This is a genomic window from Desulfobaccales bacterium (assembly GCA_041648175.1).
In the GTDB taxonomy this organism is placed as follows: Bacteria; Desulfobacterota; Desulfobaccia; order Desulfobaccales; family 0-14-0-80-60-11; genus 0-14-0-80-60-11.
This window is the reverse complement of record JBAZPO010000001.1, coordinates 37,293-62,833: the sequence shown is the minus strand read 5'-3', so window position 1 is coordinate 62,833 and position 25,541 is coordinate 37,293. Positions and strand designations below refer to the sequence as shown.

Here is a 25,541-nt window from a genome sequence, read left to right as displayed (position 1 = left end):
AAAGCCATGCCTAGATTTGAATCCGTAGACCATCTGCGGGAATATCGCCGCCAGTTGATGGCCCGCCTGGACCCCAAGCAGCCCCAGGTGCTGGTCTGCGCCGGCCCCGGCTGCCTGCCCATGGGCAGCGATGAGGTGGCCGCAGCCTTTCGGGAAGAACTCCAGAAAAACGGTTTGGAAGGCAAGGTAGCCTTGAAAGAATGCGGCTGCCAGGGGCTCTGCGCCCGGGCTGTAAAGGTGTTGCTGCGACCCCAGGAGATCGCCTATCAGCACGTAACTCCCGAGGACGTGCCGGAGATCGTGGAGGCCACCCTGAAAAACGGCCAGGTAGTGGAGCGCCTGGTCTATGAAGACCCGGAGACCCACAACCGGTTGGCCTGCAAGGCCGATATCCCCTTTTATAAGGGCCAGCAGCCCGTAGTCTTGCGGAAGCTGGACATTATAGATCCCGAGAGCCTGGACGACTACCTGGCCCTGGGGGGGTACCGGGGCCTGCGAAAGGTTCTGGGTGAGATGTCTCCGGACGATGTCATCGATGCGGTTACCAAATCCGGCTTGCGGGGCCGGGGCGGCGGCGGCTTCCCCACCGGCCGCAAATGGCGCATCTGCGCTGACGAGCTGGAAGAGGTGAAGTTCATCATCTGCAACGGCGACGAAGGCGACCCCGGGGCTTTCATGGACCGGGCGGTGATGGAGGGCGACCCCCATGCCATCCTGGAAGGGATGATCATCGGCGGCTACGCCATCGGGGCTAGTAAGGGCTACATCTACGTGCGCCATGAATATCCCCTGGCGGTGAAACGCCTGGCCCGGGCCATCGATCAGGCCCGGGAGGTAGGATTCTTGGGGCCCAATATCTTCCGCTCCGGCTTCGGCTTCGACATCAAAATCAGCCGGGGCGCCGGGGCCTTTGTCTGCGGCGAAGAGACCGCCTTGATCGCCTCCATGGGAGGCTTCATCGGCGAGCCCTCTCCCCGGCCGCCTTACCCGGCCCAGCACGGCCTCTTCGGCCAGCCTACGATCATCAATAACGTGGAGACCTGGGCCAACATCCCCGAAATCATCAACATGGGGGCTGATTGGTTCGCAGGGATCGGCACTGAAAAGAGCAAGGGCACCAAGGTCTTTTCCCTGGTGGGGGCGGTGAACCAAACCGGCCTGGTGGAAGTGCCCATGGGCACCAGCTTGAAGCATATCATTTATGATCTGGGCGGCGGCTTGCGCCCCGGCCGGGAATTCAAGGCGGTGCAGACCGGCGGCCCCTCCGGCGGCTGCATTCCCTCCCAATTCCTCGACCTGCCCGTGGACTACGACAGTCTACAATCGGTAGGCTCCATCATGGGTTCCGGCGGCATGATCGTCATGGACGACACCTCCTGCATGGTGGACGTGGCCCGCTACTTCATCTCCTTTCTTTATGAAGAGTCCTGCGGCAAGTGCACCCCTTGCCGGGAAGGGTTGAAACACCTGCTCTTCTTCCTGGACGAAATCATTGCCGGCCGGGGGGAGATGGCGCACCTGGATCTCATGGAAGAGTTGTGCGCCACCATGGCCTCGGCCTCCATCTGCGGCCTGGGTCAAAGCGCCGTTAATCCGGTTCGAAGCACCATCAAGTACTTCCGGGAAGAATACGAAGCCCACATCCGGGATAAGAAGTGCCATGCTCTGGTTTGCCGGCCTCTCCTGAAATACACCATCGACCCGGAGACCTGCACCGGCTGTCTGGCCTGTGTCCGGGAATGCCCGGTGGGAGCCATCTCCGGCCTAAAGAAAGAAGCCCAGGAACTCGATCAAGAACTTTGCGTCAAGTGCGGCTTGTGCTATGAGGCCTGCCAGTTTGACGCCGTGAAGGTGGAGTAAAGGTAATGGTCTGGAAAATCACTGATGAAATCTTCGACACCATGGCCGGAGAAGTGCGCCTCACCATTAATGGCTTCAGCGCGCAGGCCCCCCAGGATCAAAGCCTGCTGGTGACGCTCAGGCAGCAGGGCATCGACATCCCCACCCTCTGTCATCACTCCGATCTGCCGTCGGAAGGGCAATGCCGCCTCTGCGTGGTGGAAATCGGCGAGTGGCCCCGCACCCGCATCGTTAATTCCTGCACCTACCCCACTGAGGGCGGCTTGGTGGTCCAGACCCATTCGGAACGGGTGTTGCAGGCCCGGGCCATGGTCCTGGAGCTGCTCTTGGCCCGCTGCCCCAACGCCAAGGTGATCAAGGACCTGGCCGCTGACCACGGGGTGCACGAGTCCCGCTTCAAGACCGATGACCCCGAGGAGCTCTGCATTCTCTGCGGCTTGTGCGTCAGGGCCTGTCGGGACATCGTGGGGGTGAGCGCCATTAGCATGAAAGGACGTAGCCCCGACAAGCAGGTGGCCACGCCCTTCCTGGAGCAATCCGCCGCCTGTATCGGCTGCGGCTCCTGTGCCTTCATCTGCCCCACCAACGTCATACCTTACACCGAAAAAGACGGCATCCGCACCATCTGGGGTCGAAACTTTGAACTCCAGCCGTGCGCCAAATGCGGCAATTATATCGCACCCAAGGCCCAACTGGAACACTGGGCCAAACTCACCGGCGACCCGGTGGAAAGTTTCTATACGTGCAGGGATTGCCGATAGTCGGGCGCCGACATTCATGATGACTAATCGTAGGGGCGGGTTTATAGCGTTTGCCAAAAGTTTTTTCCTCTAATTCTCCTCTCCCCTTGTGGGAGAGGGTAGGGTGAGAGGTTAATAAGAAAAAACTTTTGGCAATGAGTATAATCGTAGGGGCGGGTTTAAAACCCGCCCCTTCCTTCGTTGATAAAGGGGCGGGCCTCAGTGCCCGCCTTCTTTATCGGGCAGGGCCGGAGGCATTTTTTGTAATACCATTTCGCATTCAAACGGTAGCACAGGCGTCTCGCCTGTGCAGGCGCAGGCTCAAGCCTGCGGCTACCAAACATTGCTCTTTGAATGCAACTCGGTATAAGTGATGCCCCCGGCCTCCCCCAAACCCCCACCCAAACCCCGCTTAAGTCAGGGACATGGCGAGCCGTGCCCCTTTTTGTATGTTTGCCAGTGGTCTGTTTCAGAATTACCTGCACATATAGCATTTGCCAAAAGAGCCTCTCGCAATAATAATCTTCTTACAGTGGAAACCTTATAGGGGTATTTAAAAATCGCCGGTAGCACAGGCTTTCCAGCCTGTGCTCATATAGGCTGAATTCTGCGATTCCATAATGTCCGGCAATTTTGCAAGAAGCTCTTTTGGCAATGAGTATAAATTCAGGTCCGGAACGCTGGACTTGGCTGAGTTAATACCAAGTTGCGCTCATACAGGTAATTTTGTTTTTGTAGGGGCGGACCTATGTGTCCGCCCTCATGGTCGCCGCACATGCAGGTACGATCCTACAAAACCGAAGCTATTTTTACTTCTATGGACGCAACTTGGTATTAGGCAGCAGTGTCCGGTTAGAAAATTGCATGAGGGTGTTCTGCCCCCCTCACCCCAGCCCTCTCCACCCGAAGCGGGTGGAGAGGGCTGGGGTGAGGGGGGCGTTTTAGTAACCATAAGGCATTAAATCGGTTCCACTTTTTCCCCTCTCCCCAATGGGGGAGAGGGTTAGGGTGAGGGGGAAGTAATCTTCTCGGAGCCGGAAGTGCGCAGCGAATTTTTGAGCTGTTGGACTACGCCCAACGAACTTCCTCATTTGCAAAAACCAAACCGGACACTGCTGGGATTTAGGGGGATTTCAAGTGCTTATATAAATCTCCCCGGCCCCCCTTTACGAAAGAAGGGAAAAACTTGCCTTCGAGGATGTAACCTTAATTATGAAACATACCATTAGATTTTATCATGCTTGACATGACATCTTTGACATAATAAATAGGATTTGCTTCATCTGGCATGATAACAACGCCTATAACGTGGAACTAGTGGACTATCACTAAGGAAAAGCTTATGACGAGCCAGAAATTGCCCCCGGTGCACCCCGGCGAAATTCTTTTAGAGGAATACCTGAAGCCCCTGGGGATCAGCCAGAACAAACTGGGACGCGATCTAAATGTCCCAGCCCAGAGAATCAATGAAATTGTCCGGGGCCAGCGGGCCATCACGGTGGATTCCGCCTTGCGCCTGGGCAGGTATTTCCACACCAGCCCCCAGTTTTGGCTCAATCTGCAAGCCCGTTATGATCTGGGAATGGCCGAAGAAACGCGCCTGGTGGAGCGGGTTATCCGGGAAGTGCGGGAACGGGAAGCGGTTTAATGGTCCACAAGTCGCAGGGACGGACTTACTATAAGCTATTTCAAAACCTCAATTCCGCACAAATTTGTGGTATATAGCGTTTGCCAAAAGTTTTTTCCGTAATTAGGAGATACTTTAACACCTCAAATCCCCCCTAACCCCCCTTTGGTAAAGGGGGGAACTATAAGGAATTACTTATAAAGTCCCCCTTTGAAAAAGGGGGATTTAGGGGGATTTAAAAATCTGCCAGCGGCATAAATTTATGGCAAACGCTATAGTTGCAACCCTGATCATGTCCGCACTTGAGAAAAAAAGCCTGTCACCTTTCTCATCATTTCTGGATGCCGTCGCAGTTCTGAGTTTATGCTGTCTCCATGCCTTGCCGGGATAAAAGCGGTTCAATGCTTGCCAGCCTTAGGAAAATCGGCAGACGAAAGCCACCCCACCTGTGCCGTGTCCCGGCACGAGGACGCCAGCCCATCATTAATTTATCGATATTAAAGACTAAATATTACGAAAGCCGGATTTTTACCCCGGGACAGGCGCGGGACAAGCGTGTGACACCCTTGGGACCGCCTCGACCGGAACGCGCTTGCACGCGGGTTTAGACCGGGTATATGGCGAGGGTACCTCGGCAATGTCCCGGCACATGTGCCGGGGTTGCCCCCACAATCGGCCCGCGCCCGGCTATTTTCAGCGATTTTTGGGGTTGTTTTGAGGGACTAAAAGCCATTTTAAAACCGTTTTTCTCTGCCCCCATATCTTCTCTTGGCCATCTCTGCAGCCATGAGGATGGCGGCTTTGAGGGAATCGGGGGAGGCGGAGCCGGTGCCAGCCAGGTTGTAGGCGGTGCCGTGGTCCACGCTGGTGCGGATGATGGGCAGCCCCAGGGTGACGTTGACTCCGTCCATAAAGTGCAGGAGTTTAAGGGGGATAAGCCCTTGGTCGTGGTACATGCAGATGATAGCGGCGAACTCTCCCTGGTAGTGGCGCCAGAACAGGGTGTCCGCGGGGAAGGGGCCTTCCACGGCCAGGCCTGCGGCCTGGGCCTCTTTGACCGCGGGGATGATGATCTCCGTTTCTTCATGGCCGAACATGCCTTCTTCGCTGGCGTGGGGATTGAGGGCCGCCACCCCCAGGGGTACACCCGCGAGCCCAAAGTCACGGTCCAGTGCCCGGGAAGTGAGGTGGAAGAGCCGCACCAGGCCCTCCTGGGTGATCCGCTTGGGGACCTGGGACAAGGCGCAATGTATGGTGGCCAGGACCACCCGAAATTCGCCCCCGGCCAGCATCATGGCAAACTCGGGGGTCTGGGTTTTCTCCGCCAAAAGTTCGGTGTGGCCCGGATAGTCGTAGCCCGACAGCTTCATGGAAATCTTGCTGATGGGCGCGGTGACCAGGCCGGACACTTTTTGCGCCATCGCCAGATCAATGGCAGTGAGGAAATAACCCACCATGGCCTTGCCGGAAGCCGGGGTGGGGCGTCCATATTCCAGGTCGTGAGGCTTCAGTTGGGACAGGGCCATGAGGTCCAGGGTCCCCGACTGAAAGCGCCCAGCCCCCGGACGGTCTGCCAGGTGGATTTTCAGGGCCGGGTCAAGGGCCAGGCGGGCCCGTTCCAAGGCGGGCAGGTCGCCGATGACGAGGGGTCGGCATACCTGGTAAATCCCGGAGTCAGCCAGGGTCTTGACGATGATTTCCGGCCCCACTCCCACCGGATCACCCATGGTCAGGGCCAGAATTGGTCTTGCAAGCGAATCAGTCATGGCGTTATGAAGGTCCTTTCCCGGCAAGGCGCTGCACCTCAATGTGGACTTTATCATCCTTGAGGGTGACCTTGAGGTAGTGATAGAAGTAATGCTGGGGATCGGTGCCATATAACGGCGCTCCGGCCCCGGCGGTTATGGTATATGGGACACCGTCCCAATTGCCCGCAAAGTAGCTGTGAATATGACCCGCAAAGACGTGAGTGACGTGATAGCGCCGAAACAGGGCAGCCAGCCGGCGTCCGGTATTCTCCGATAGGGCGTGGTGATTCTCGCCTCCCCGGGGGTCAAAGAGGGGGATATGGAGAAATACCAGGCGGGTTTTATAGCCCTGGGATTTTTTGAGTTCACTTTCCAGCCAGCGCCATTGCGCTTCGCCTAATCCGGTTTTCTCTGCGTCATTGACGACGATGAAATAGTTGTCTTTGATCTGAAAGGCATAGTGATCAGGTCCGAAGATCCGCCGGTAAAGGCGGGCGCCATGTTCTTTTTCCAAGTCGTGGTTGCCCAGCACCGTGAGGAGGGGCAGGCGCAGGTTTTGGCGGACCTGGTCCAGAAAATTGCGAAAGTTGTCCACGGTTCCGGTCTCTACCAGGTCGCCCAGATCGATGGCGAAGGCCAGGCTCGGATCGCGGTTCATCCGTTGGAGAATTTGTTGAAAGACCGGGGGATTGCCGCGGTTGTCTCCCAGGACCGCGAAAGTCAGGCTGTCGCCTGGAGGAACCTGGATCCGTTTTAGATTGCTCAGGTTCCAATCTTGAGCGGGCAATCCAGCATCGGCCCCTAGCCCTGCACCCACCCAGGCCAGAAGCAACAGGATAACCAACGCGAAAGTGAAAGCGGGTAGTTTCTCCAGGCGTCCCTTACGAAGGTTCATCAAGTTGTCCTTAGTCGTCGGTCTTGGCCAGGTTTTGACTTTTTTTCATGTAATCTTCAAGGGTAGTATGGCACAATAAACATTACCTAAAAATATGACGAGAGTTGAGGTCCGTGTCAATGACAGAACCGGATAAAGGGTGGTTGGCGGAAATAAAACTTGGTTTTATCGGCGTTGGCAACATGGGCGGGGCTATCATTCAGGGGCTGGTGGGGGGCGGCCGCGTGGCCCCGGAGAATCTGATCTGCTACGATCCGGACCCGGGCCGCCAGGCCCAGATGGCTGGGCTGGGGGTGGAGGCTGCCCTGGATAACGCTGAAGTGATGCACTCGCCGGTGGTGGTCCTGGCGGTCAAGCCTCAAATATTGCCTGCCGTTTTGGCCGGAGTCAAAGAATTTGCCCGGCCCTGGCATCTCATCATTTCCATTGCTGCGGGAGTCCCCCTGAAAGTCCTGGAAGAAACTTTTCCTGAATCCCGGGTAATTAGAGTCATGCCCAATACCCCCACTCTGGTGAGCGCGGGGATGGCAGCCCTGGCCCCGGGGAGCCGCGCGACCCCGGACGATCTAGCCCTGGCTCTGGAGCTCTTCCAGGCTATGGGGCAGGCCGTAGTGGTAGAAGAAAGACTCATGGACGCGGTCACGGGCTTAAGCGGCAGCGGCCCGGCCTTCGTGGCTATCTTCATCGAGGCCCTGGCGGACGGCGGCGTGAAGATGGGTCTGCCCCGGCCTCTGGCCCACACCATGGCGGTGCAGACCGTCCTGGGGACGGCAAAACTCTGCCTGGAAGAAGACCTTCACCCCGCTAAACTCAAGGACATGGTGACCTCCCCGGGAGGTACCACCATCGCCGGACTCCACGCCCTGGAATCGGGTGGCTTCCGGGGTTTGATCATGGACGCGGTAAGCGCCGCCGCGGCCCGGTCGAAGGAGCTGGGGAAAGGATAATTGAGGCGAGGGGGAAAGCGCGGGTCCCCTTTGCCCCATCTTCCAAAAACCTAACGCCAGGTCTTAATCAGCCGCAGGTGAACATCCACGGCAGGGGCGCTGTGGGTGAGAGCGCCCATGGAGATAAAGTTAACCCCGGTAGCCGCCACGTGCGGTAGGCGGTCTTTGGTCATGGAACCGGAGGCTTCAAGAATTGCTCGGCCTCGGGTCAGTTCCACGGCTTGTTGAAGGGTGGCGTCGTCCATGTTGTCCAGCAAGATGAGGTCGGCGCCCGCGTCCAAGGCTTCTTTAAGCCCCTCCAGGTCGGTCACTTCCACTTCGATCTTGAGCAGGTGATGGGCCCGCTCCCGGGCTTGACGGACTGCCGCACTGATGGAGCCTACCGCGGTTAAGTGGTTGTTTTTAATGAGCACGCCGTCATAGAGGCCGAAGCGATGGTTATGGCCGCCGCCCAGGCGCACGGCGAATTTCTCAAGGACGCGCCAGCCCGGGGTGGTCTTGCGGGTGTCCACCAGACAGGCACCGGTTACCTGGGCCACCATGTTCCGGGTGAAAGTGGCGATGCCCGAGAGGCGCTGGAGAAAATTGAGGGCCACCCGCTCGCCGGTGAGGATCGTGGCCACGGGGCCGGTGAGGCGGGCCAGGACCGTCCCTTTGGACACTTCCTGACCGTCAGCTATTATAGGTTCGAATACCAGCGTCGCATCCAGCTTACGAAAAACTTGGGCGGCGACCGGGAGGCCAGCGACCACCAGAGTTTCCTTGGCCCGGATATGGGCTTCGCCCATTAATTCCAAGGGCACGAGGGCCAGGGTGGTGACATCTCCGGGGCCCAAATCTTCTTCCAGGGCCAGGTCGATGAGGCGGTCAAGGTGAGGCGAAAACATCATAGTTAGCATCCCATTAAAATTTTAATGGCTTTACCGTCAGCGTTGTTCCGGGCTAATTAGCAAAGGCGAATCCCGCGTGGTTTTGTACCATCATATATGTCCAGATCAGTCATCATCCTCACAAAACGAGATAACGCACGGCGCGTCAAGCTCGGGTTTGGAGGTGACGTCGATGGGATCATAGGTAGCGAAGCAGTCGCTGGTGCATTCCTGATGGTCTTCATCCCAGAAATTGCAGCGTTCCCGGACGCAGGGGCCTATACCGGGGAGAGGGCAGATGGGGATAGTGTCGTTTATCATTTTCCAGTTCTCATAGGATGCCACCGCAGAGATTAATCTGCCAGACCCTCAAATAGATGATAGTCTATTCCAGGATTTTTCCCCAAAATCTTATATCCATAAGAAGATAATGGCAAACTGTATGTCTCGGACCCTGATTCCCGTGGGGATTTTGGTTTTTGAACATTCTCTTATCTGTGTCATCATTTTTGCTATGAACAAATTTTTTGATCCCGCCCCCGCCTCGAACTAAAGACAGGGGCCTTTGAGCCGGGGCGGTTTAAGCTTAAAGGCAGGACAAACTAAGGGTCTTCCTTTAACATGATGTGGTGGTAGTGCAACTAGATATAATTATAAAGAATTACTGGACAAAGCTTTATAAAACAATTAAAAATTAATTTAATATAACGCATGATAGAATTATAGGGAGCACTGCATATGGACCAGGGAGGGGGTTTCAGCCATACACATTCAGATACCGGGCAGGTGGAGCGTCTGATGGCCTGCATCGAATTCTCCAAGGTTCTGGCCAGCGTCTATGACATGGAGACCCTCCTCACCGCAGTGCTGGAGCGCATCAATGCTATCATCCCCGCAAAGAATTGGTCGTTGCTCCTCATCGATCCCAAGACCGGGGAGCTTTACTTTGCGGTGGTGGTGGGCGTAGCCCCCGATGCGGTGAAGCATATCCGCCTGAAGCCGGGAGAGGGGATCGCCGGAGCCGTGGTCCAAACGGGGCAACCGATCTTCATCCCGGACGTCAACCGGGATCCCCGGTTTTGCGATCGGGTGGACTCCCTGACCGGCTTCGACACCCGGTCCATCATCGCCCAGCCTCTGGTCGTGCGGGGAGAAGTGATTGGCGTCTTTGAAGTGATCAATGTGGAAGACGAGAGATTTTTCCGGGAAAAATACCTGCACCACCTCACTATCCTGGCGGACTACGTAGCCATTGCCGTGGATAACGTGCACAATCTGCAGAAGCTCAAAACACGCACCTATATCGACGAGGTCACGGGCTTTTATAACACCCGCTATCTTATCCAAAAGATGGACCACCTCATTCCCCAACTCCAAGACCAGAAGGAGCATTTCTCTTTGGTCTTCCTGGACTTGGACAATTTTAAGACTGTGGTGGATGAGCACGGACATCTGCGGGGAACCAAGATTCTGTCGGAGATCGCCTGGGTGTTGCACAAGGAGTTGGGACCGGACGACAGCCTGGTGCGGTACGGCGGGGATGAGTTTATCATTCTCCTGCCTCGACGCTCCCAGCCGGAGGCTTTGGAGATCACCCATCGGCTACGCCACACACTCAACAATACGGCTTTTCTGCAGGATGAGGGACTCGGCATCAGGGTCACAGCCAGTTACGGCATTGCCACCCTGCCGGACGACGCCCAAGACCGGGAGACGTTGCTTGTTATCGCCGACCGGGCTCTGTTCGGTAGTAAGGGACAGGGCCGGGACCGCATCATGCTGGGCCGGGATTTGGCGCCGGTGAAAGAGTAAGGATCACAGGCGGGACGCCTGTGCTACCGGGGGGTGTTGTTGGAGCGACTGGGCCGGGCGCCTATCTGGCCTATTAATTGCGACCTGCCATTACCCCTCTATCCACATCCCAGAATTTTTGCCATTGAATTGCCGTGGGAGGTCAACGAGTCTCTATACCTACCTGATATTATTCAATATTGTCTTTTTTTGCTATGTTATGCCGAGCGCAAAGGATTTGAATATTTTCTGCTACCAGCGAAGACCCGCCCTTGGAGTAAGGAATGATATGGTCGAAATGCAAATTATCTTGACTGCCACATTTGACACATCTTCCTTTATCTCGCTTCCAGACTTCCAACTTTACCGATGTAGGAATTAGCCGATTATGGTCGATGTCCTTAAGATCGGTAATGTTCGAGACAAAATCTTCATCAGCCAATTCTAGTTTGAATTTGAATACCTGTCGATTATTGCTTGTCTCTTGCCAGGCATCGGTTAATTTAAAGCCCCCATTATAAACCCAGATGCCAGGTTTGATCTTTTCATATACTTTAACAAGTTCTGCTTGAACTCCCTGCTTCTTATGTCTTTGAGCTGCTTCGTAAAAAAGGCCGTTCTGGGTTAAACCGCCGCCAGGGTTTCTTTTGGGTTGATCCACTGATTTTGGTTTCGGACCGTCCCTAAAGGATGGAATATCGTGCCCTTCGTAAATCAAGATGTTTCCATTTTCTTCTATACGATCTGCATAAGGGGCACCTGTCCTTAAACTCATCAGGATTACGCTCAAGCCGCCCCTTAAATGGAAGTTCATACCTCTTTGGAGATTTACGTCTTCCTTTCGGCACATTTCCAAATAAGAAATTACATCACCTGGTTGGAACATTTGAAAAGCACCCATGTTACACGGGCTGAAGGTCCCGGCTTCCCCTTATGCGGGTTGTGTAGGGGTTTGGAGGAGGGCAGGGGACGTTGGCTACCTAGCCCTCCCCCAAGAACATCATCCCATCAATTCTCTAATCCGTTCCCGGTGGGTTTTGAGTTTGGTGAGTTTTTCGGTCCAGCCTGCGAGTTTTTCTTTTTCTTTGGCCACCACTTCCACAGGGGCCTTGGCCAGGAAGTCTTCATTGCTCAGTTTGCGTTGGGCCTGGTCCAGGTCTTTGTTGAGTTTCTGTAGTTCCTTTTCGAGGCGGCGCGCTTCTTCGGCGAAGTCGATGATGCCAGTGAGCGGCATGAAGATGTCCACCTGGTCCACCACAGCCTTGGCTGCGGCCGCGGGGGGGCCGCCGTCGGCGTTGCAGTGGAGTTCCTGGACCCGGGCCAGGATTTTGATGGCCTGCTGGTGGCGGCTTAAGGCTTCAACCGCACTGGTCTCGGGGCTGTGGAGGAAGACATCGACCTGGGTGGCCGGGGGCACGTTCATTTCGCCCCGGATGTTGCGGATGGCGGTGATGGTGGCCATGACGAGATTCATTTCCACTTCGGCCTTGGGGTTGCCGAGGGCGGGGTCCGGTTGGGGGTAGGGGGCCACCATGACGCTGCCCTCTTCCCCGGGGAGTTTTTGCCAGATTTCTTCAGTAATAAATGGCACAAAGGGGTGCAGGAGGCGCAGGACGGCGCTGAGCACCTTGAGCAAGACGGATTGGCAGCGGGTTCGGGTGGCCGGGTCGTCTTTATCGTAGAGTTGGGGTTTGATGAGTTCCAGGTACCAGTCGCAGAACTCGTGCCAGATAAACTGGTAGAGTACGTTGGCCGCCTGGTCGAAGGCATAGGAGTCGAGGGACGTCCGGGTCTCGGTGATGACCTGCTGGAGGCGGCTCATGATCCAGGCTTCGACGGTGCTCAGAGGTTGATTGTCGGCCGCGGCCGCGGATGCAGCGTCGAAGCCCTCCAGATTCATGAGGGTGAAGCGGCAGGCGTTCCAGATTTTGTTGGCGAAGTTGCGGTAGCCGGCGATGCGCTCTTCGGACAGCCTAACGTCCCGCCCCATGGCGGCAAACGCGGCCAGGGAAAAGCGGAAGGCGTCGGTGCCGTATTTGTCCATGAGCTCCAGAGGATCGATGACGTTGCCCTTGGATTTGCTCATTTTCTGGCCTTCCGGGTCCCGTACCAGGGCGTGGATGTAGACCTCGTGGAAGGGGACCTCGTTCATGAAGTGAATCCCCATCATCATCATCCGGGCCACCCAGAAAAAGAGGATATCGAAAGCGGTGATCAGGACGGTAGTGGGATAAAAGAGTTTGAGTTCCGGGGTGGCGTCCGGCCAGCCCAGTGTGGAAAAAGGCCAGAGGGCGGAGGAAAACCAGGTGTCCAGGACGTCGGTTTCCTGGACCAGTTCGCCGCCGCAGGGGCAAGCCGCGGGGTCTTCCCGGCTGACAATGACCTGGCCGCAAGCGGAGCAGGTCCAGGCCGGGATGCGGTGGCCCCACCAGATCTGCCGGGAGATGCACCAATCCCGGATATTGGTCATCCAATCGTAATAGCTTTTGTCCCAGTTGGGGGGGAGCAGGCGGGTGCGGCCGTCTTCTACTGCGGCTACGGCTGCGTCCGCCAGGGTTTTGACGGCCACGAACCACTGCTTGGAGATCAGGGGCTCCACCACAGCCTTGCAGCGGTAGCAGTGGCCCACGGGGACGGTGTAAGGCTCGACTTTGGCCAGGAGGCCGGCGGCTTTCAAGTCTTTGAGGATCTGCTCCCGGCAGGAAAAGCGGTCCATGCCCACGTATTTGCCGGCAGCCGGGGTCATCTTGCCGGCTTCGTCGATGACTTTGATTGCGGGGAGATCATGGCGCCGGGCCACCTCGAAGTCGTTGAAGTCGTGGGCCGGGGTGATCTTCAGGGCGCCGGTGCCGAAATCCAGGGCGACATAGGAATCGGTGATGACCGGGATAGTGCGTTTCAATATCGGGAGGCTCAGGGTGGCGCCGTGGAACTTCCGGTAGCGCTTGTCCTCGGGGTTGACGGCCACCGCGGTGTCCCCCAGGAGGGTCTCGGGGCGGGTGGTAGCTACCGTGATGTACCCCTCACCGTTGGCCAGGGGGTACTTGATGTGGTAAAGATGGCCGTCATGGGGGTCGTGCTCCACCTCCAGGTCGGCCAGGGCGGTCTGGCAGCGGGGGCACCAGTTGATGATATAATCGCCCTTGTAGATCAGGCCTTCTTCATAGAGGCGCACGAAGACCTCCCGAACCGCCCGGGAAAGCCCAGAGTCCATGGTGAAGCGCTCCCGGCTCCAGTCGCAGGAGCAGCCCAGGCGCTTGAGCTGGGTGATGATCTGCCCGCCGGACTTAGCCTTCCACTCCCAGACCCGCTTGATAAAAGCCTCCCGGCCCAGGGCGTGACGGTCCTTGCCTTCCGCGGCGAGTTGCCGCTCCACCACGTTTTGGGTGGCGATGCCGGCGTGGTCGGTGCCGGGCATCCACAGGGCGTCGAAGCCGTCCATGCGCTTGAACCGGACCAGGATGTCTTGAAGCGTGTTGTTGAGGGCGTGGCCCATGTGCAGGACGCCGGTGACGTTGGGCGGCGGGATGACGATGCTAAAGCCGGGCTTGGCGCCGTCGGCCTTGGCATGAAAAAACCCTTGCTCTTCCCAATACTTATACCATCTCTCTTCGATCCGCTGGGGATCGTAGACTTTTTCCAGAATTTCGGCCATGGATGTACCTTGTTTGTGGGAAAGATGTTGGGGGAGGAGGCTAAGGGCTCCCACAGGCGAGACGCCTGTGCCACTTGCCCTTACCCCCTCCCCCAAGCCCCCACCCCCAATCCCATAAGGGTGAAGGCAGAGTAGACTAACTATTGAATATCATTACCATCTAACATGAAGGCGACAAGTTGTCAAGAGAATTGGGGTGCGTTTGTCCAGCCGGTCACTGACAAATACAGGAACCTGAATGAAGCAAGATATGAATGAGGGGAAATTCGTGGAATATGAAAAAAACCAGGCAGGAACTATAACCTGCCTGGTTCAAGATAATGCGAGGGAAAATCAGGCCCTTTTAAACTTGAACCGCCAACCGGCCAAGCCAAAAAGTCCAGAGCCGAATAGGAGCAGGGCACCAGGCACCGGCACATACGTGGATCCGTATACACTGACAATCAAATCAAAATCAATTGTTGCACTGCCATTTCCACGCCACAGGTGAAAATCGTCAGGAAACGGGGAAAAGTCATCCCAGGTAACCGGGATGTCTATCGATGTGCCAAAGCTGTAAACTCCACTGGGTGAAAACTCTCCACCGTGCAGCAGCAGATCGGTATCGGCGAACGCGAAAAGAAAGCCATGAAAGGTATCATCCTGCCGGACGATGATCCTCCAAGTGGCGTCCGTAAAGGGCAGAGGTCCGGTCTGGTCTAAGCTGCATTTATTAAAAATAGGATTTGCTAAGATATAACTAAGAGGAACGGTTACCGAGTCTGGGCCTTTATTTGCCAGAGTTCCCCTGGTATCCCAATAGACGGTAAAACTACTGGGAATGGTGATTTCCTTATCAAAAGAACCTGGAACACTGGGGGTATATAACAGGTCGCCAGCAACCGGGTCAAAAAAATAGCGATACAACCCAGGACCTACACTACCGGCCCAGTCTCCCGTATCCGGACAATAAATATCATAATGAAAACTTATTTGGCTTGCTTGAGCCCATGATCCCCAGCAGATTGCCAAAGCCAGGACCAAACCTAGAATAATTCCTTTATTCCTCTTCATAGCGCTTCCTCCTTGATAGTTAAAAAGTTTGGATTGGTTTAATTCTCCTGCCGAACCATCTGGAATAAACAAATTTATTTACAATATAGCTTAAATATTGTTTTAGAGAGAAGTCAACAAAGAATGAGCCTATGCCCAAAAAAATATCAGATGCCCAATATGGCATGAATGGACCATTCAGATGAAATTGACAATGCCTCAGAAGTTTGGTATGACCAAGTGGTCATGAATGAAGAATCGGCCTTTTCGACCTTTCGGCATTTGCCGGCGGATAAACAGGAGCGGGTGCTGGACGCGGCCCTGGCGGAGTTTGCCGAGCAGGGGTATCAGGCGGCCTCGCTGAACCGCGTGGTGGCAAAGGCGGGCATCGCCAAGGGGTCGCTCTACCAGTATTTTCCCAACAAAGAAGGGATTTTTAACTACATCTTCCGGCACGCCCTCAAGGTAGTGCGGCGCACCCTCACGAGCGTCAAGGAAGAGACCCTGGAAGAGAATTTTTTCGTCCGGCTGGAGAGGTCCTTGCTGGCCGGAGTGCGCTTTTCCCGGGAGCACCCCAGAGTTTTCAGCCTCTATCTCAAAATTCAGTTTGATAAGAACATGCCTTTCCGGGATGAGTTCCTGGCAGCGGTGCGGCGCCACGCCGCGGAATATTTCGCCTCCCTGGTGCGCCGGGCCCAAGCCCGGGGGGAATTGCGCCCCGGCGTCCCCAAAGACGCCCTGCTCTTTCTCCTGGACGCCATGTTCGACCGGTTTCTCCAGGCCGTGGCGGTGCCGGCCTTAGACGTTACCCTGGACCTGCACCAGGCAACCGATGAGGTTATTCATAAACACGTCAGGGAACTTATAAGCCTCCTGCGGGAAGGGTTGATGGCGTAGGGATCAGCTTCGTAGGGGCGGACCTGCGTGTCCGCCCGAGGCAAAGGCGCACACCTAGGTGCGCCCCTACGAAAATAAATATTTTTTTTCGGCATCATATGACCAGTCGGTCATAAAGGAGGAGCGATGAATATGCCAGGCATCCAGGACCCGGCCTTGCAGCCCATTTATGAGAAGGTGGCAGCAAAGCAGCGCCTGAGTCGGGAAGATGGCTACACCCTGTTCGGAAGCTTTGATCTGCTGGGGGTGGGGCGCCTGGCCCAGATGGTGCGGGAGCGCCTCCACGGCAACAAAGCCTATTACATTTATAACCAGCACATCAACTACTCCAACATCTGCGTCAATGGCTGCAAGTTCTGCGCGTTCGGGCGCAAGGCTGGGGAGGCCGGGGCCTACGAGATGAGCCTCCCGGAAATCTTTATTAAGGTGGAAGAGCGAGCCCACGAGCCGATCACGGAAATTCATATTGTGGGCGGCTGCCATCCCGACCTGCCTTTTACCTATTATCTGGACATGCTCAAAGGGATCAAGGCCCGGCGGCCGGAGGTGCACCTCCAGGCCTTCACCGCGGTGGAGGTGGCCCACCTGGCCCAAAAGGCCGAGATGAGCGTGGCCGATACCCTGTCGGCGCTCAAAGACGCAGGTCTGGGGTCGCTGCCCGGTGGTGGCGCCGAGGTCTTTAGTCCCCGGGTGCGATCCAGCCTCTGCCCGGAAAAGCTTTCTCCTGAGGGCTGGGTTGAGGTGGCCCAGGCGGCGCACCGGCTGGACCTGAACACCAATGCCACCATGCTCTACGGCCACATGGAGAGCGTGGCGGAACGGGTGGACCATCTCGTCAGATTGCGAGAAGCGCAGGACGAGACCGGGGGTTTCCTGGCCTTTATCCCTCTGGCCTTCCACCCGGCCAACACGGGCTTAAGCGAGCTCACCGGCCCCAGCGCCATCGACGATCTTAAGACTTTGGCCATATCCCGCCTCATGCTGGACAACTTCCCCCACATCAAGGCCTTCTGGGTGATGCTGGGGCCCAAGTTGTCTCAAATATCTCTGTGTTTCGGGGTGGACGACGTGGACGGGACGGTGATGGAAGAGCGCATTACTCACATGGCCGGGGCCCAGACCCCCCAGGGCCTGACCCGCACGCAGTTACAAGCCATGATCCGAGAGGCGGGCTGCGAGCCGGTAGAACGGGATACGCTGTATCGGGTGATCGCCGCATGAGTGGTGGCTGCGATACTCTGACGGAAAAGCTGGCGGTAGGGGCGCGTCTGGTTTTTTCCGAGGCCTGCCGGCTGTGGGACCTGGATCTCCTGGAACTGGGGAACTGGGCGGATCGGGTCCGTTTTCGTCTCAACCCAGAGCCCCGGGTCACCTACGTCATCGACCGCAATATCAACTATACCAATATCTGTGTTTCAGCCTGCCGGTTTTGCGCCTTTTTCCGGTCGCCGGGGGCAGCGGGCGGCTATGTGCTGGACTGGGACGTTCTTTCGGCCAAGCTCTCGGAACTCAAGGACCACGGGGGGAGCGGCGTTCTGCTCCAGGGTGGTCTCAACCCCGACTTGCCGTTAAGTTATTACCTGGAACTCGTGAGCTTTATAAAAAATTCGGGTCTGGCCGTGCATGGCTTTTCTCCCCCGGAGATTTTCTTTCTGGCAGAACAAACCGGCCTAAGTTTGACAGACCTGATCCGGCGCCTGATGAACGCGGGGTTAAGCTCCATACCCGGTGGCGGGGCCGAAATCCTGGTGGACCGGGTGCGACGGCAGGTTTCGCCTAATAAATGTGGAAGTTCGCAGTGGCTGGAGGTCATGGCCGCGGCCCACCGGCAGGGCTTGAAGACCAGCGCCACCATGATGTTCGGGCACCTGGAGACCCGGGCGGAACGGGTGGAGCATCTCTTCCGGATTCGAGACCTTCAGGACGACACCGGCGGCTTCACCGCGTTCATCCCCTGGACCTATCAGCCCGGGGGCACGGATCTCAAGGGCGAAACCAAGGGCGCGGTGGAATACTTGAAAACGCTGGCCATTTCCCGCCTGGTACTGGACAACGTACCCCATCTTCAGGTTTCCTGGGTGACCCAGGGACCCAAGGTTGCCCAGGTGGCGCTGAAGTTCGGGGCCGATGATTTCGGCTCCACCATGCTGGAAGAAAATGTGGTGGCCGCCACGGGCGTGGGCTTCCGTTTGCAGCGAGAGGAAATCGAAACCTTGATCCGCCAGGCGGGGTATGAGCCGCAGGTGCGGGATCATCGCTACCACTTGTTACCAGAATGAAATTGCTCAAGCTCTCCCCCAAGATGCCCGCCAAAGTGAAAGTTGCGGTGATTGGCAGGGTGGCTGCCCACCGGCCCTTCGTGGCCCGCGGTCTCCAATGTCTGGGCACCGAGGTTTACCAGACTCCCTATGGGGCCAGCCGACCGGTTCATTTTTTCGCCCACGAAGGCCTAAGCTTCGCGGTCCTTTCCCGGCACGGCGAGGCGGGATACGAGGTTTCGGCGCCGTTTATCAATGCCCGGGCCAATCTCTATGCCTTGAAGGCCCTGGGGGTGGAAAAGATCCTGGCCTGGGTGGCGCCGGGATCGCTCAGGGAAGAGATGGCTCCGGGAGATCTGGTGGTGCCCCACGATGTACTGGATGAAGGCAAGAGCGGGCCGCATACTTTCTATTCCGGAGTGGGCTGGGGCTTCATCCGGCACAACCCGGTGTTCTGCCCGGAACTCAGGGTCGCGCTGTTGGGGGTGTTGGCGGGGATGCCATTCACGGTGCACGACCGGGCGGTCTATGTGGCCACCACCGGGCCGCGCCTGGAAACCGCGGCGGAAGTCCGCAAATTTGCTCTCCTGGGCGGCGACCTGGTGGGCCAGACTCTGGTTCCCGAAGTTTTTCTAGCCCGGGAACTGGAGTTGTGCTACGTGGGCCTCAACTACGTGGTGAATTATGCCGAAGGGCTGGTGGACCGCCCTTACCAGCCGGGGGTGCTCTTTGAAGGGCTGGCCACCGCCGAGGAGGTGGACAAGGTGCGGGCGGTGGAGGCGGCTTTCCCGGAATTGATCTTGCGGATTCTGCCGGCTTTGGCTGGTACGGCGCAGCATTGCCCTTGCCCGCGTCTCATGGAACGTTATCGCCTGAGGGGCGACATCAATGGGGATTGGCGCACCTGGGTGAGATAAACTAAGGGCGGGTTTAAAACCCCTCCCCTGCAATAGCGACCAATGCCAGTGATATAAAGAAATTTTATAGAGAACTTAAATGGTAATGAGTGCCATGATCGCGCATGTAAGTAAATGGGTCCTGCCGGTGGATCAGCCTCCTATCCGGGATGGAGCGGTGGTGGTGGAAGGTGACCGGATTTTCGCGTTGGGTCCGGCGGCCGAAGTTTTGCGCGGCTTCAAGGGCCTGATCTGTGAACACGGTGAGGGGGCGATTGTGCCCGGCGTGGTGAACAGCCATGTCCACCTGGAGTTTTCCGCTCTGGCCGGACGGGTGCCGCCCCAGGTGCGCTGGGAGGACTGGCTGGCCGCGACCCTGTCGGCATACGGCGAACTCGCGCCGGTTGAGGTGGAGGCCGGCATCGGCCGCGCCCTTGACGCCCTGCGGTCCAGCGGCACGGCCTTAGTTGGGGAGGTAACCAACACCGGGGCGTCCTGGCCATTTCTTAAAGCCGGTCCTCTCTCCTATCACCTGTTCTATGAGTGCCTGGGGTTCCACCTGGTGGAGCAGTTTTACCTGCCTGAGGTTTTTCCCTTTTTCGGCCAGCCTGAGGTTAGGGCCACGGCTTGTATTTCCGCCGCGGCCCATGCCCCCTATTCCGTGTCCGCCACCCTGTTTAAGGCCGTGGATGCCTGGAACGCCGAACGTCTTGGGCCGCAGATGGTGCATCTGGCCGAATCCCGGGCGGAACTCGACTTCCTGACCGGCGGCAACGGCTTCTTCGAGGGCCTGTTGAGGCAACGGGGACGCTGGGTCCCGGAATTTCAAGCCCCCGGGGTGAGCCCACCAACTTACCTCAACAGCCTGGAATTTTTGGGGTCCCGGACCCTGGCGGTTCATGGGGCCTGGCTCTCCGCCGCGGATTGCGATCTTTTAGCCGCTACCGGGACCTGGCTGGTACTGTGCCCCCGAGCCAACCGCTACACCGGCGCGGGGATGCCACCGGTGCCGGACCTAATCCAAGCCGGGGTGAACATGGCCCTGGGCACCGATTCCCTGGCCGGCAACTGGGACCTGAATCTCTTTGGGGAAATGCTCTGGCTGCATCAAAACTTTCCGGCGTATCCCGGTGACTTGTGGCTGCGCCTAGGGACCTTGAACGGCGCCCAGTCCCTGGGACGGGCGCAAGAATTGGGCAGTCTCACTCCCGGCAAAAAAGCCGCCTTCGGGTTCATCCCCTTGCAGGGCAGGGGGGATTTTTGGAGTGAACTCTTTACCGCCGGGGCGGCCGGGAAGTGGCGCTGGCTGGGGTGATGAAAGGTGTCAGGTGTCAGGTTTCAGGTTTCAGAACGGACACAAACTACGAAATGGCCGGCACGGAGCCCCGCCCCGCCAAAAACAAGTTAGACGGTGGGGCGGCCGTCCCTGGCCGCCAACCAGAACCAACTATTAGGGAGATACCAACATGACGGCCAAGGCTCGTTTGGGGCGCATTGCGTATCTGAACGTGCTCCCCATCTATTTTGCCATGGAGCATCTGTTTGGCGAAAACGGCTTCCATTTGGTGCGGGGCACCCCGGCGGAGCTGAACGCGTTGATGCGCCGAGGCGAAGTGGACCTGGGCTCCATCTCCGCCATGGAGTACGGCCGCGCTTTTAAGGATTATTTGTTGCTTCCGGATTTGTCCATCAGTTCTAAAGGGGCGGTGGGCAGCGTGCTGCTGTTTAGCCGGGTGCCGTTTAACCGCCTGGACGCGCGTCTTATTCGGGTCAGCGCGGCGTCGGCCAGCGGCGCGGCGTTGGTCAAGGTCCTGATGGCCAAGCTCTTTAAGGTGCAGCCGCGCTACCAGACTGGTCAATTGGCCGATGCTTCCCGGGAGGAATGCGCTGCGGTTATGGCCATCGGCGATGAGGCCTTGGCGCTGAAAGCTGCCGGCGTCATGCCGTTTGAGCTGGACCTGGGGGAGGCCTGGCAAGAGCTTACCGGCCTGCCCTTCGTGTTTGGGGTCTGGGCCGTGCGCCGGGACTTTGCCGGGACTCAGCCCGCGGCCACCGCGGCCCTGCATCGGCTCTTGCTACGGTCCCGAGATTGGGGCCTGGGGTCTTTGACGGAGTTGAGCCGCATCGCCGCGGCTCCCTTCGGCATGAGCCCGGTCAAAGTTCTGGCCTATTTTCGTCAACTCAATTTTTTCCTGAGCCCGGAACATGAAGAAGGCCTGGCGACATTTTTCCATTATTTGTATAACTTGGGTGAACTGGCTGAGGAACCGCAGTTGGAATACTTTCGCAATGAGCAATAATTCATAGGGCGTGCCGTGCACGCCGTTTAGACGGCCATCGGCCGCCCTATGTGTTGCTGCTGAAAGCTGACAGCTAGACCCGAAGGGGAATCCATGGGTTATCGGAATTTGCAGGATTTCATTGCCCGGTTGGAGAAGGCCGGTGAGTTAGTGCGCATCAAGGAGCCGGTGAGCCCGTATTTGGAGATCACCGAGATCACCGACCGGGTGAGCAAGCAAGGGGGGCCGGCCCTGTTGTTCGAAGCGGTGCAGGGTTACGGAATGCCGGTGCTGATGAACGCCTTCGGGTCCATGCGACGCATGTGTCTGGCGTTGGAGGTGGAGTCTCTGAATGACATTTCAGCGGACCTTTTGAGCTTCATGGAGGCGGAAGCTAACACCTTGATGAAGAAGCTCAAACTGATTCCCAAGCTGGCGCGGCTGGGCCGAATGTTCCCCAAGGAGGTCAGCAAGGCCCCGTGCCAGGAAGTTGTTCTGCGAGGCGAGGACGCGGACCTGACCAAGATACCGGTTTTGACCTGTTGGCCCGAGGACGGCGGCCCATTTATCACACTCCCGGTTGTCTTTACGCACCACCCGGAGACCGGGCGGCGCAACGTGGGGATGTACCGCCTCCAGGTCTATGACGCCCTGACCACCGGTATGCACTGGCATGCCCATAAGGGCGGGGCGCAGCATTACCGGTTGGCGGAGGCCAAAGGCGAGGTTTTGCCGGTGGCGGTTGCCATCGGGCCCGACCCCGCGGTGACTTATGCGGCCACCGCGCCTTTGCCCGAAGATATTGATGAGATTCTCTTTGCCGGGTTTTTGCGGGGGGAGCCCGTGGAAATGGTGCCGTGCGTGACCCAGCCCTTGTCGGTGCCGGCGGAATCTCAGGTCGTCCTGGAAGGGTACGTGGAACCGGGAGAGCGGCGGGTGGAAGGCCCGTTTGGCGACCATACCGGCTACTACTCCCTGGCGGACGACTATCCGGTGTTCCACCTCACCGCCATCACTCAGAGACGGAACCCCATTTATCCCGCCACCATCGTGGGCCGCCCGCCCATGGAAGACTGCTTCATGGCCAAGGCCACGGAACGTATTTTCTTCCCGCTGATGCAGAAGACCCTACCGGAGATGGTGGACATGAACCTGCCGGTGGAGGGAGTTTTTCACAACCTGGCCTTTATTTCGATAGACAAGCGCTATCCCGGCCACGCCCGCAAGGTGATCCACGCCATCTGGGGAATGGGGCAGATGATGTTCACGAAAATTATCGTGGTGTTCGATAAGGAAATAGACGTGCAAGACCTGTCCCAGGTGCTGTGGCGGCTGGGGAACAACGTGGACCCGCGGCGGGACGTGGTGTTCGCTGATGGTCCGGTGGATGCGTTGGACCATGCTTCGCCACTGCCCCGCTACGGCTCCAAGATGGGGATCGACGCCACGCGGAAATGGCCCGAAGAAGGCTTTACCCGGCCTTGGCCCAAGGTGATCCACATGGACCCGGAGGTCAAGCGCCGGGTGGACGAACTGTGGCCCAAACTGGGCTTAACCTGAGGATGAAAATATCTCACGCAAAGACGCCAAGGCGGAAAGGCGCAAGATGAATCGCTACGTCATCGCCATCACCGGAGCGTCCGGTATGATCTATGCCAGGGAGCTTTTGGCCTATTTCGCTACCCGCTCGGACCTGGAACTGCACGCGGTGATTTCCGGGGCCGGGGAGCAGGTATTGAACCTGGAATTGGGGATGAGCCCGACTGACCTGGCGCCCGGGGCCACGTGGCACCGTGTGGACGACTTTACTTCGGGGTTGGCCAGCGGCTCGTTCCGGTCCCGGGCCATGGTGGTGATCCCTTGCTCCATGGGGTCGTTGGGGGCCATCGCCCAGGGAGTGGGACGCAACTTGATTCACCGGGCCGGTGAGGTTTTCCTAAAAGAGCGGCGACCCCTGATTCTGGTGGTACGGGAGACGCCTTTGAGTCTCATCCACCTGAAGAATCTGACCCGGGCGGCTGAGGCAGGGGCCACCATCTTCCCGGCTTGCCCCGGGTTTTATCATCGTCCGCAAGACCTTACGGACCTGGCTCGCCAGTTTGCTGGGCGCATCCTGGATCACCTGGGGCTCCCGCACCAGTTGACCCGTCGCTGGGGAGAGGGTTGAAGGGCCAGGGGTTAGGGGTTAGTGAATAGAGAAGAGTACGTCATGGTGCGGTTATTACGTAATATTTCCGAACTTCTGGAAATGATCAAGATCGGCCACAGCGTTCTGGCCCTACCCTTCGCCTTCATGGGGGCCATCCTGGCGGCGAGGGGTTTGCCTGATGGCCGGACCATTTTCTATATCCTGGCCGCCATGGTGGCAGCCCGGAGCGCGGCCATGGCGTTCAATCGCCTGGCGGATGCCCGGTTCGACGCCGCCAATCCCCGCACTGCCGACCGGGCTCTGCCCGCGGGCAAGATCAGCCGGCGGGCCACCATCCTGTTCATCGTGGTGAGCGCGGTCATTTTCATGGGGGCCGCGGCCCAACTCAACCGGGTCTGTTTCGCCTTGTCGCCCGTGGCTCTCCTGGTGATCCTGGGATATTCTTACACCAAAAGGTATACCGCCGCGTCCCATCTGGTGCTCGGACTGAGCCTGGGCCTGGCTCCGGTGGGAGGCTGGCTGGCAGTCCGGGCTGATCCAAGTTTGGCAGTACTGGTTCTCGCCGGCGCGGTGCTCTTTTGGGTGGCGGGATTCGATATCCTTTATGCCTTGCAAGACGAGGACTTTGACCGGCGGGTGGGGCTGTTTTCATTGCCGGCCCGGGTGGGGCAAACCTGGGCCCGACGCCTGGCAGCTCTCTGCCACCTGCTGGCGGCCCTGGGCTTTGCCCTCACCGGTCGGCTGGCCGGCTTGAGTCCCATCTATACGGGGGCTGTGGTGGTGAGCGCCGTAATCCTCCTGGTCCAACACCTAATGTTGAGCCTTCGAGAGCCGCTAAGGTTGCCGCCGGCGTTCTTTACTCTCAACGGATTGGTAGGAATCGGGTTGGGACTGGCCACCTGGATCAGCCTGCTCGTTTAAAGAAGAATTTTTCTACGATTGTCAAGATTTTCTCCTTGACAAAGAATTTTCTTGCAACTTATAATGGAGTCGCCCTCATTGGGGGAGAAGAAGGGGTCTTGAATAGGAGTGGAAGGAGGGGCATAGGGTAAAATAACTTCGGCCGATTCAAGATCGCTAACCGTGGTAAAAAAAATTAGGGGGGGATTAAGCATGAAGAAAAGAACTTGTGTAGTGGGTGTGGCAGTGCTGTTGGCTGCCCTGCTGGCAATGGCAGGAGTAGCGCAGTCTGCCATGTGGGTCGGCGCGGAACTCGGGGCTAATTTCCCAGCAAACTCAAATATCACAGTGAATGGTTTTGACACTGGGGGCACTGCCTTCCATCCCACGGTGATCGGTGGGGCTACCATCGGCTATGACTTTGTCAATGCCGGCTTTGGCGCTTATGCCTGGCCCGATTGGATGAAGTACTTCACTCTCCTCACGGACATCACCTACAACAAGCTGCAAATGGCTACAGGCCGCGATGCAAGCGGTATAGGTGCCTTCGCACCCGGCGGCAGCCAGATCGAAGCTTCTGCTTTGGCTTGGACGTGGATGCTCATGGCCCATTACGGCTTCTTGCCCGATTCCGAGATTCCGACGGGCCGGGTGAATCCTTATGTTGGCGTAGGTCCTGCCGTTGTGTGGACTACCCTTGATGGCGATACCTCGGGTTTTTCCAGTGCTACGTCCACGAATATCGCCCTGGTAGCGGAAGCTGGTATCCGGTGGATGTGCTTTAAGCAAGTTTCCGTCGACACCGCCTACCGTTTCCGCTATCTCGAGCCCTCTTGGGATGCAGGCAATGTGACGATCAAGGCTCCGCTCTATATGCACACTTTTTTGGTTCGGGCCAACTATCACTTCTAACCCTATACATCATTACTGCCTATAAGGCGGCCTTCGGGCCGCCTTTTTTATGCCGTGCCGGATGCATGGCGTGATCATGCCTATCC

22 protein-coding genes are annotated in these 25,541 nt (G+C 57.6%); 15 read left to right on the top strand and 7 right to left on the bottom strand.

Annotated features, from left to right (window positions below; translation table 11 throughout):
* The first annotated feature begins 6 nt into the window (after window positions 1-6).
* The 3 genes from WC600_00275 (at window position 7) to WC600_00265 (ending at window position 4,248) form a co-directional block, all read left to right on the top strand.
* Window positions 7-1,860, top strand: coding sequence for an NADH-quinone oxidoreductase subunit NuoF (locus tag WC600_00275; protein MFA4901157.1), 1,854 nt, complete (start codon window positions 7-9; stop codon window positions 1,858-1,860).
* 5 nt (window positions 1,861-1,865) lie between these two features.
* On the top strand, window positions 1,866-2,621 hold the full coding sequence (locus tag WC600_00270; protein ID MFA4901156.1) for a 2Fe-2S iron-sulfur cluster-binding protein: 756 nt from the start codon (window positions 1,866-1,868) through the stop codon (window positions 2,619-2,621).
* 1,321 nt (window positions 2,622-3,942) lie between these two features.
* On the top strand, window positions 3,943-4,248 hold the full coding sequence (locus WC600_00265; protein MFA4901155.1) for a HigA family addiction module antitoxin: 306 nt from the start codon (window positions 3,943-3,945) through the stop codon (window positions 4,246-4,248).
* A 713-nt stretch (window positions 4,249-4,961) separates the two neighbouring features.
* On the opposite strand, the gene pdxA is transcribed toward WC600_00265, so the two are convergent.
* Window positions 4,962-5,993, bottom strand: a complete 1,032-nt coding sequence (pdxA, locus tag WC600_00260) for a 4-hydroxythreonine-4-phosphate dehydrogenase PdxA (protein ID MFA4901154.1) — start codon at window positions 5,991-5,993, stop codon at window positions 4,962-4,964.
* A gap of 4 nt (window positions 5,994-5,997) precedes the next feature.
* Window positions 5,998-6,870, bottom strand: a complete 873-nt coding sequence (locus tag WC600_00255; GenBank protein MFA4901153.1) for a metallophosphoesterase — start codon at window positions 6,868-6,870, stop codon at window positions 5,998-6,000.
* A 119-nt stretch (window positions 6,871-6,989) separates the two neighbouring features.
* On the opposite strand from WC600_00255, the gene proC reads away from it, so the two are divergent.
* Window positions 6,990-7,817 carry a pyrroline-5-carboxylate reductase gene (proC, locus tag WC600_00250; GenBank protein ID MFA4901152.1) on the top strand — a complete coding sequence of 276 codons (828 nt, stop codon included), beginning with the start codon at window positions 6,990-6,992 and terminating at the stop codon, window positions 7,815-7,817.
* A 50-nt stretch (window positions 7,818-7,867) separates the two neighbouring features.
* Here the strand turns inward: proC and nadC are convergent, their stop codons facing one another.
* The gene (gene nadC, locus WC600_00245; GenBank protein MFA4901151.1) at window positions 7,868-8,707 is read right to left on the bottom strand and encodes a carboxylating nicotinate-nucleotide diphosphorylase; all 840 of its coding nucleotides are present in this window, start codon (window positions 8,705-8,707) and stop codon (window positions 7,868-7,870) included.
* Window positions 8,708-8,812: 105 nt separating this feature from the next.
* On the bottom strand, window positions 8,813-9,007 hold the full coding sequence (locus WC600_00240; GenBank protein MFA4901150.1) for a hypothetical protein: 195 nt from the start codon (window positions 9,005-9,007) through the stop codon (window positions 8,813-8,815).
* 417 nt (window positions 9,008-9,424) lie between these two features.
* On the opposite strand from WC600_00240, the gene WC600_00235 reads away from it, so the two are divergent.
* The gene (locus WC600_00235) at window positions 9,425-10,498 is read left to right on the top strand and encodes a sensor domain-containing diguanylate cyclase (protein MFA4901149.1); all 1,074 of its coding nucleotides are present in this window, start codon (window positions 9,425-9,427) and stop codon (window positions 10,496-10,498) included.
* Window positions 10,499-10,667: 169 nt separating this feature from the next.
* Here the strand turns inward: WC600_00235 and WC600_00230 are convergent, their stop codons facing one another.
* From WC600_00230 to WC600_00220, 3 genes are all read right to left on the bottom strand, one after another.
* A complete protein-coding gene (locus tag WC600_00230) occupies window positions 10,668-11,378 on the bottom strand; it encodes an HNH endonuclease (protein MFA4901148.1) in 711 nt (236 codons plus the stop codon).
* A 99-nt stretch (window positions 11,379-11,477) separates the two neighbouring features.
* Window positions 11,478-14,132: a valine--tRNA ligase gene (locus WC600_00225; GenBank protein ID MFA4901147.1), complete on the bottom strand. Its 2,655-nt coding sequence runs from the start codon at window positions 14,130-14,132 to the stop codon at window positions 11,478-11,480.
* A 333-nt stretch (window positions 14,133-14,465) separates the two neighbouring features.
* Window positions 14,466-15,185, bottom strand: coding sequence for a PEP-CTERM sorting domain-containing protein (locus tag WC600_00220; protein ID MFA4901146.1), 720 nt, complete (start codon window positions 15,183-15,185; stop codon window positions 14,466-14,468).
* Between the two features lie 225 nt (window positions 15,186-15,410).
* Between WC600_00220 and WC600_00215 the strand changes: the two genes are divergently transcribed.
* From WC600_00215 to WC600_00170, 10 genes are all read left to right on the top strand, one after another.
* Complete coding sequence (locus WC600_00215) at window positions 15,411-16,061, top strand: TetR/AcrR family transcriptional regulator (protein ID MFA4901145.1); 651 nt, start codon at window positions 15,411-15,413, stop codon at window positions 16,059-16,061.
* Window positions 16,062-16,187: 126 nt separating this feature from the next.
* Entirely contained in the window at window positions 16,188-17,282 is a 1,095-nt protein-coding gene (mqnE, locus tag WC600_00210; protein ID MFA4901144.1) for an aminofutalosine synthase MqnE, read from the top strand.
* Window positions 17,279-18,340, top strand: coding sequence for a cyclic dehypoxanthinyl futalosine synthase (gene mqnC / locus WC600_00205; protein ID MFA4901143.1), 1,062 nt, complete (start codon window positions 17,279-17,281; stop codon window positions 18,338-18,340). The genes mqnE and mqnC overlap by 4 nt, the downstream gene beginning before the upstream one ends.
* Entirely contained in the window at window positions 18,337-19,236 is a 900-nt protein-coding gene (locus WC600_00200; protein ID MFA4901142.1) for an MTAP family purine nucleoside phosphorylase, read from the top strand. Before mqnC ends, WC600_00200 begins: the two co-directional genes overlap by 4 nt.
* A 94-nt stretch (window positions 19,237-19,330) precedes the next feature.
* Window positions 19,331-20,530 (top strand): amidohydrolase family protein, encoded by a 1,200-nt coding sequence (locus tag WC600_00195; GenBank protein MFA4901141.1) that lies wholly within the window; start codon window positions 19,331-19,333, stop codon window positions 20,528-20,530.
* A 151-nt stretch (window positions 20,531-20,681) separates the two neighbouring features.
* Window positions 20,682-21,515, top strand: coding sequence for a menaquinone biosynthesis protein (locus WC600_00190; protein MFA4901140.1), 834 nt, complete (start codon window positions 20,682-20,684; stop codon window positions 21,513-21,515).
* 93 nt (window positions 21,516-21,608) lie between these two features.
* Complete coding sequence (locus tag WC600_00185) at window positions 21,609-23,054, top strand: menaquinone biosynthesis decarboxylase (GenBank protein MFA4901139.1); 1,446 nt, start codon at window positions 21,609-21,611, stop codon at window positions 23,052-23,054.
* A gap of 46 nt (window positions 23,055-23,100) precedes the next feature.
* A complete protein-coding gene (locus WC600_00180; GenBank protein MFA4901138.1) occupies window positions 23,101-23,661 on the top strand; it encodes a UbiX family flavin prenyltransferase in 561 nt (186 codons plus the stop codon).
* Between the two features lie 21 nt (window positions 23,662-23,682).
* The gene (locus WC600_00175; protein ID MFA4901137.1) at window positions 23,683-24,564 is read left to right on the top strand and encodes a UbiA-like polyprenyltransferase; all 882 of its coding nucleotides are present in this window, start codon (window positions 23,683-23,685) and stop codon (window positions 24,562-24,564) included.
* 192 nt (window positions 24,565-24,756) lie between these two features.
* Window positions 24,757-25,455, top strand: coding sequence for an outer membrane beta-barrel protein (locus WC600_00170; GenBank protein ID MFA4901136.1), 699 nt, complete (start codon window positions 24,757-24,759; stop codon window positions 25,453-25,455).
* Window positions 25,456-25,541: the final 86 nt, after the last annotated feature.

Excerpts from the sequence above, each read along its gene's own strand:
- nadC (MFA4901151.1), bottom strand. The coding sequence starts at position 8,707 with ATGATGTTTTCGCCTCACCTTGACCGCCTCATCGACCTGGCCCTGGAA.
- WC600_00275 (MFA4901157.1), top strand. The coding sequence starts at position 7 with ATGCCTAGATTTGAATCCGTAGACCATCTGCGGGAATATCGCCGCCAG.
- WC600_00255 (MFA4901153.1), bottom strand. The coding sequence starts at position 6,870 with ATGAACCTTCGTAAGGGACGCCTGGAGAAACTACCCGCTTTCACTTTC.
- WC600_00170 (MFA4901136.1), top strand. The coding sequence starts at position 24,757 with ATGAAGAAAAGAACTTGTGTAGTGGGTGTGGCAGTGCTGTTGGCTGCC.
- WC600_00235 (MFA4901149.1), top strand. The coding sequence starts at position 9,425 with ATGGACCAGGGAGGGGGTTTCAGCCATACACATTCAGATACCGGGCAG.
- mqnE (MFA4901144.1), top strand. The coding sequence starts at position 16,188 with ATGAATATGCCAGGCATCCAGGACCCGGCCTTGCAGCCCATTTATGAG.
- WC600_00240 (MFA4901150.1), bottom strand. The coding sequence starts at position 9,007 with ATGATAAACGACACTATCCCCATCTGCCCTCTCCCCGGTATAGGCCCC.
- WC600_00230 (MFA4901148.1), bottom strand. The coding sequence starts at position 11,378 with ATGGGTGCTTTTCAAATGTTCCAACCAGGTGATGTAATTTCTTATTTG.
- WC600_00180 (MFA4901138.1), top strand. The coding sequence starts at position 23,101 with ATGAATCGCTACGTCATCGCCATCACCGGAGCGTCCGGTATGATCTAT.
- WC600_00265 (MFA4901155.1), top strand. The coding sequence starts at position 3,943 with ATGACGAGCCAGAAATTGCCCCCGGTGCACCCCGGCGAAATTCTTTTA.
- proC (MFA4901152.1), top strand. The coding sequence starts at position 6,990 with ATGACAGAACCGGATAAAGGGTGGTTGGCGGAAATAAAACTTGGTTTT.
- WC600_00200 (MFA4901142.1), top strand. The coding sequence starts at position 18,337 with ATGAAATTGCTCAAGCTCTCCCCCAAGATGCCCGCCAAAGTGAAAGTT.
- WC600_00190 (MFA4901140.1), top strand. The coding sequence starts at position 20,682 with ATGACGGCCAAGGCTCGTTTGGGGCGCATTGCGTATCTGAACGTGCTC.
- WC600_00270 (MFA4901156.1), top strand. The coding sequence starts at position 1,866 with ATGGTCTGGAAAATCACTGATGAAATCTTCGACACCATGGCCGGAGAA.
- WC600_00225 (MFA4901147.1), bottom strand. The coding sequence starts at position 14,132 with ATGGCCGAAATTCTGGAAAAAGTCTACGATCCCCAGCGGATCGAAGAG.
- pdxA (MFA4901154.1), bottom strand. The coding sequence starts at position 5,993 with ATGACTGATTCGCTTGCAAGACCAATTCTGGCCCTGACCATGGGTGAT.
- WC600_00220 (MFA4901146.1), bottom strand. The coding sequence starts at position 15,185 with ATGAAGAGGAATAAAGGAATTATTCTAGGTTTGGTCCTGGCTTTGGCA.
- WC600_00215 (MFA4901145.1), top strand. The coding sequence starts at position 15,411 with ATGAATGAAGAATCGGCCTTTTCGACCTTTCGGCATTTGCCGGCGGAT.
- mqnC (MFA4901143.1), top strand. The coding sequence starts at position 17,279 with ATGAGTGGTGGCTGCGATACTCTGACGGAAAAGCTGGCGGTAGGGGCG.
- WC600_00195 (MFA4901141.1), top strand. The coding sequence starts at position 19,331 with ATGATCGCGCATGTAAGTAAATGGGTCCTGCCGGTGGATCAGCCTCCT.
- WC600_00185 (MFA4901139.1), top strand. The coding sequence starts at position 21,609 with ATGGGTTATCGGAATTTGCAGGATTTCATTGCCCGGTTGGAGAAGGCC.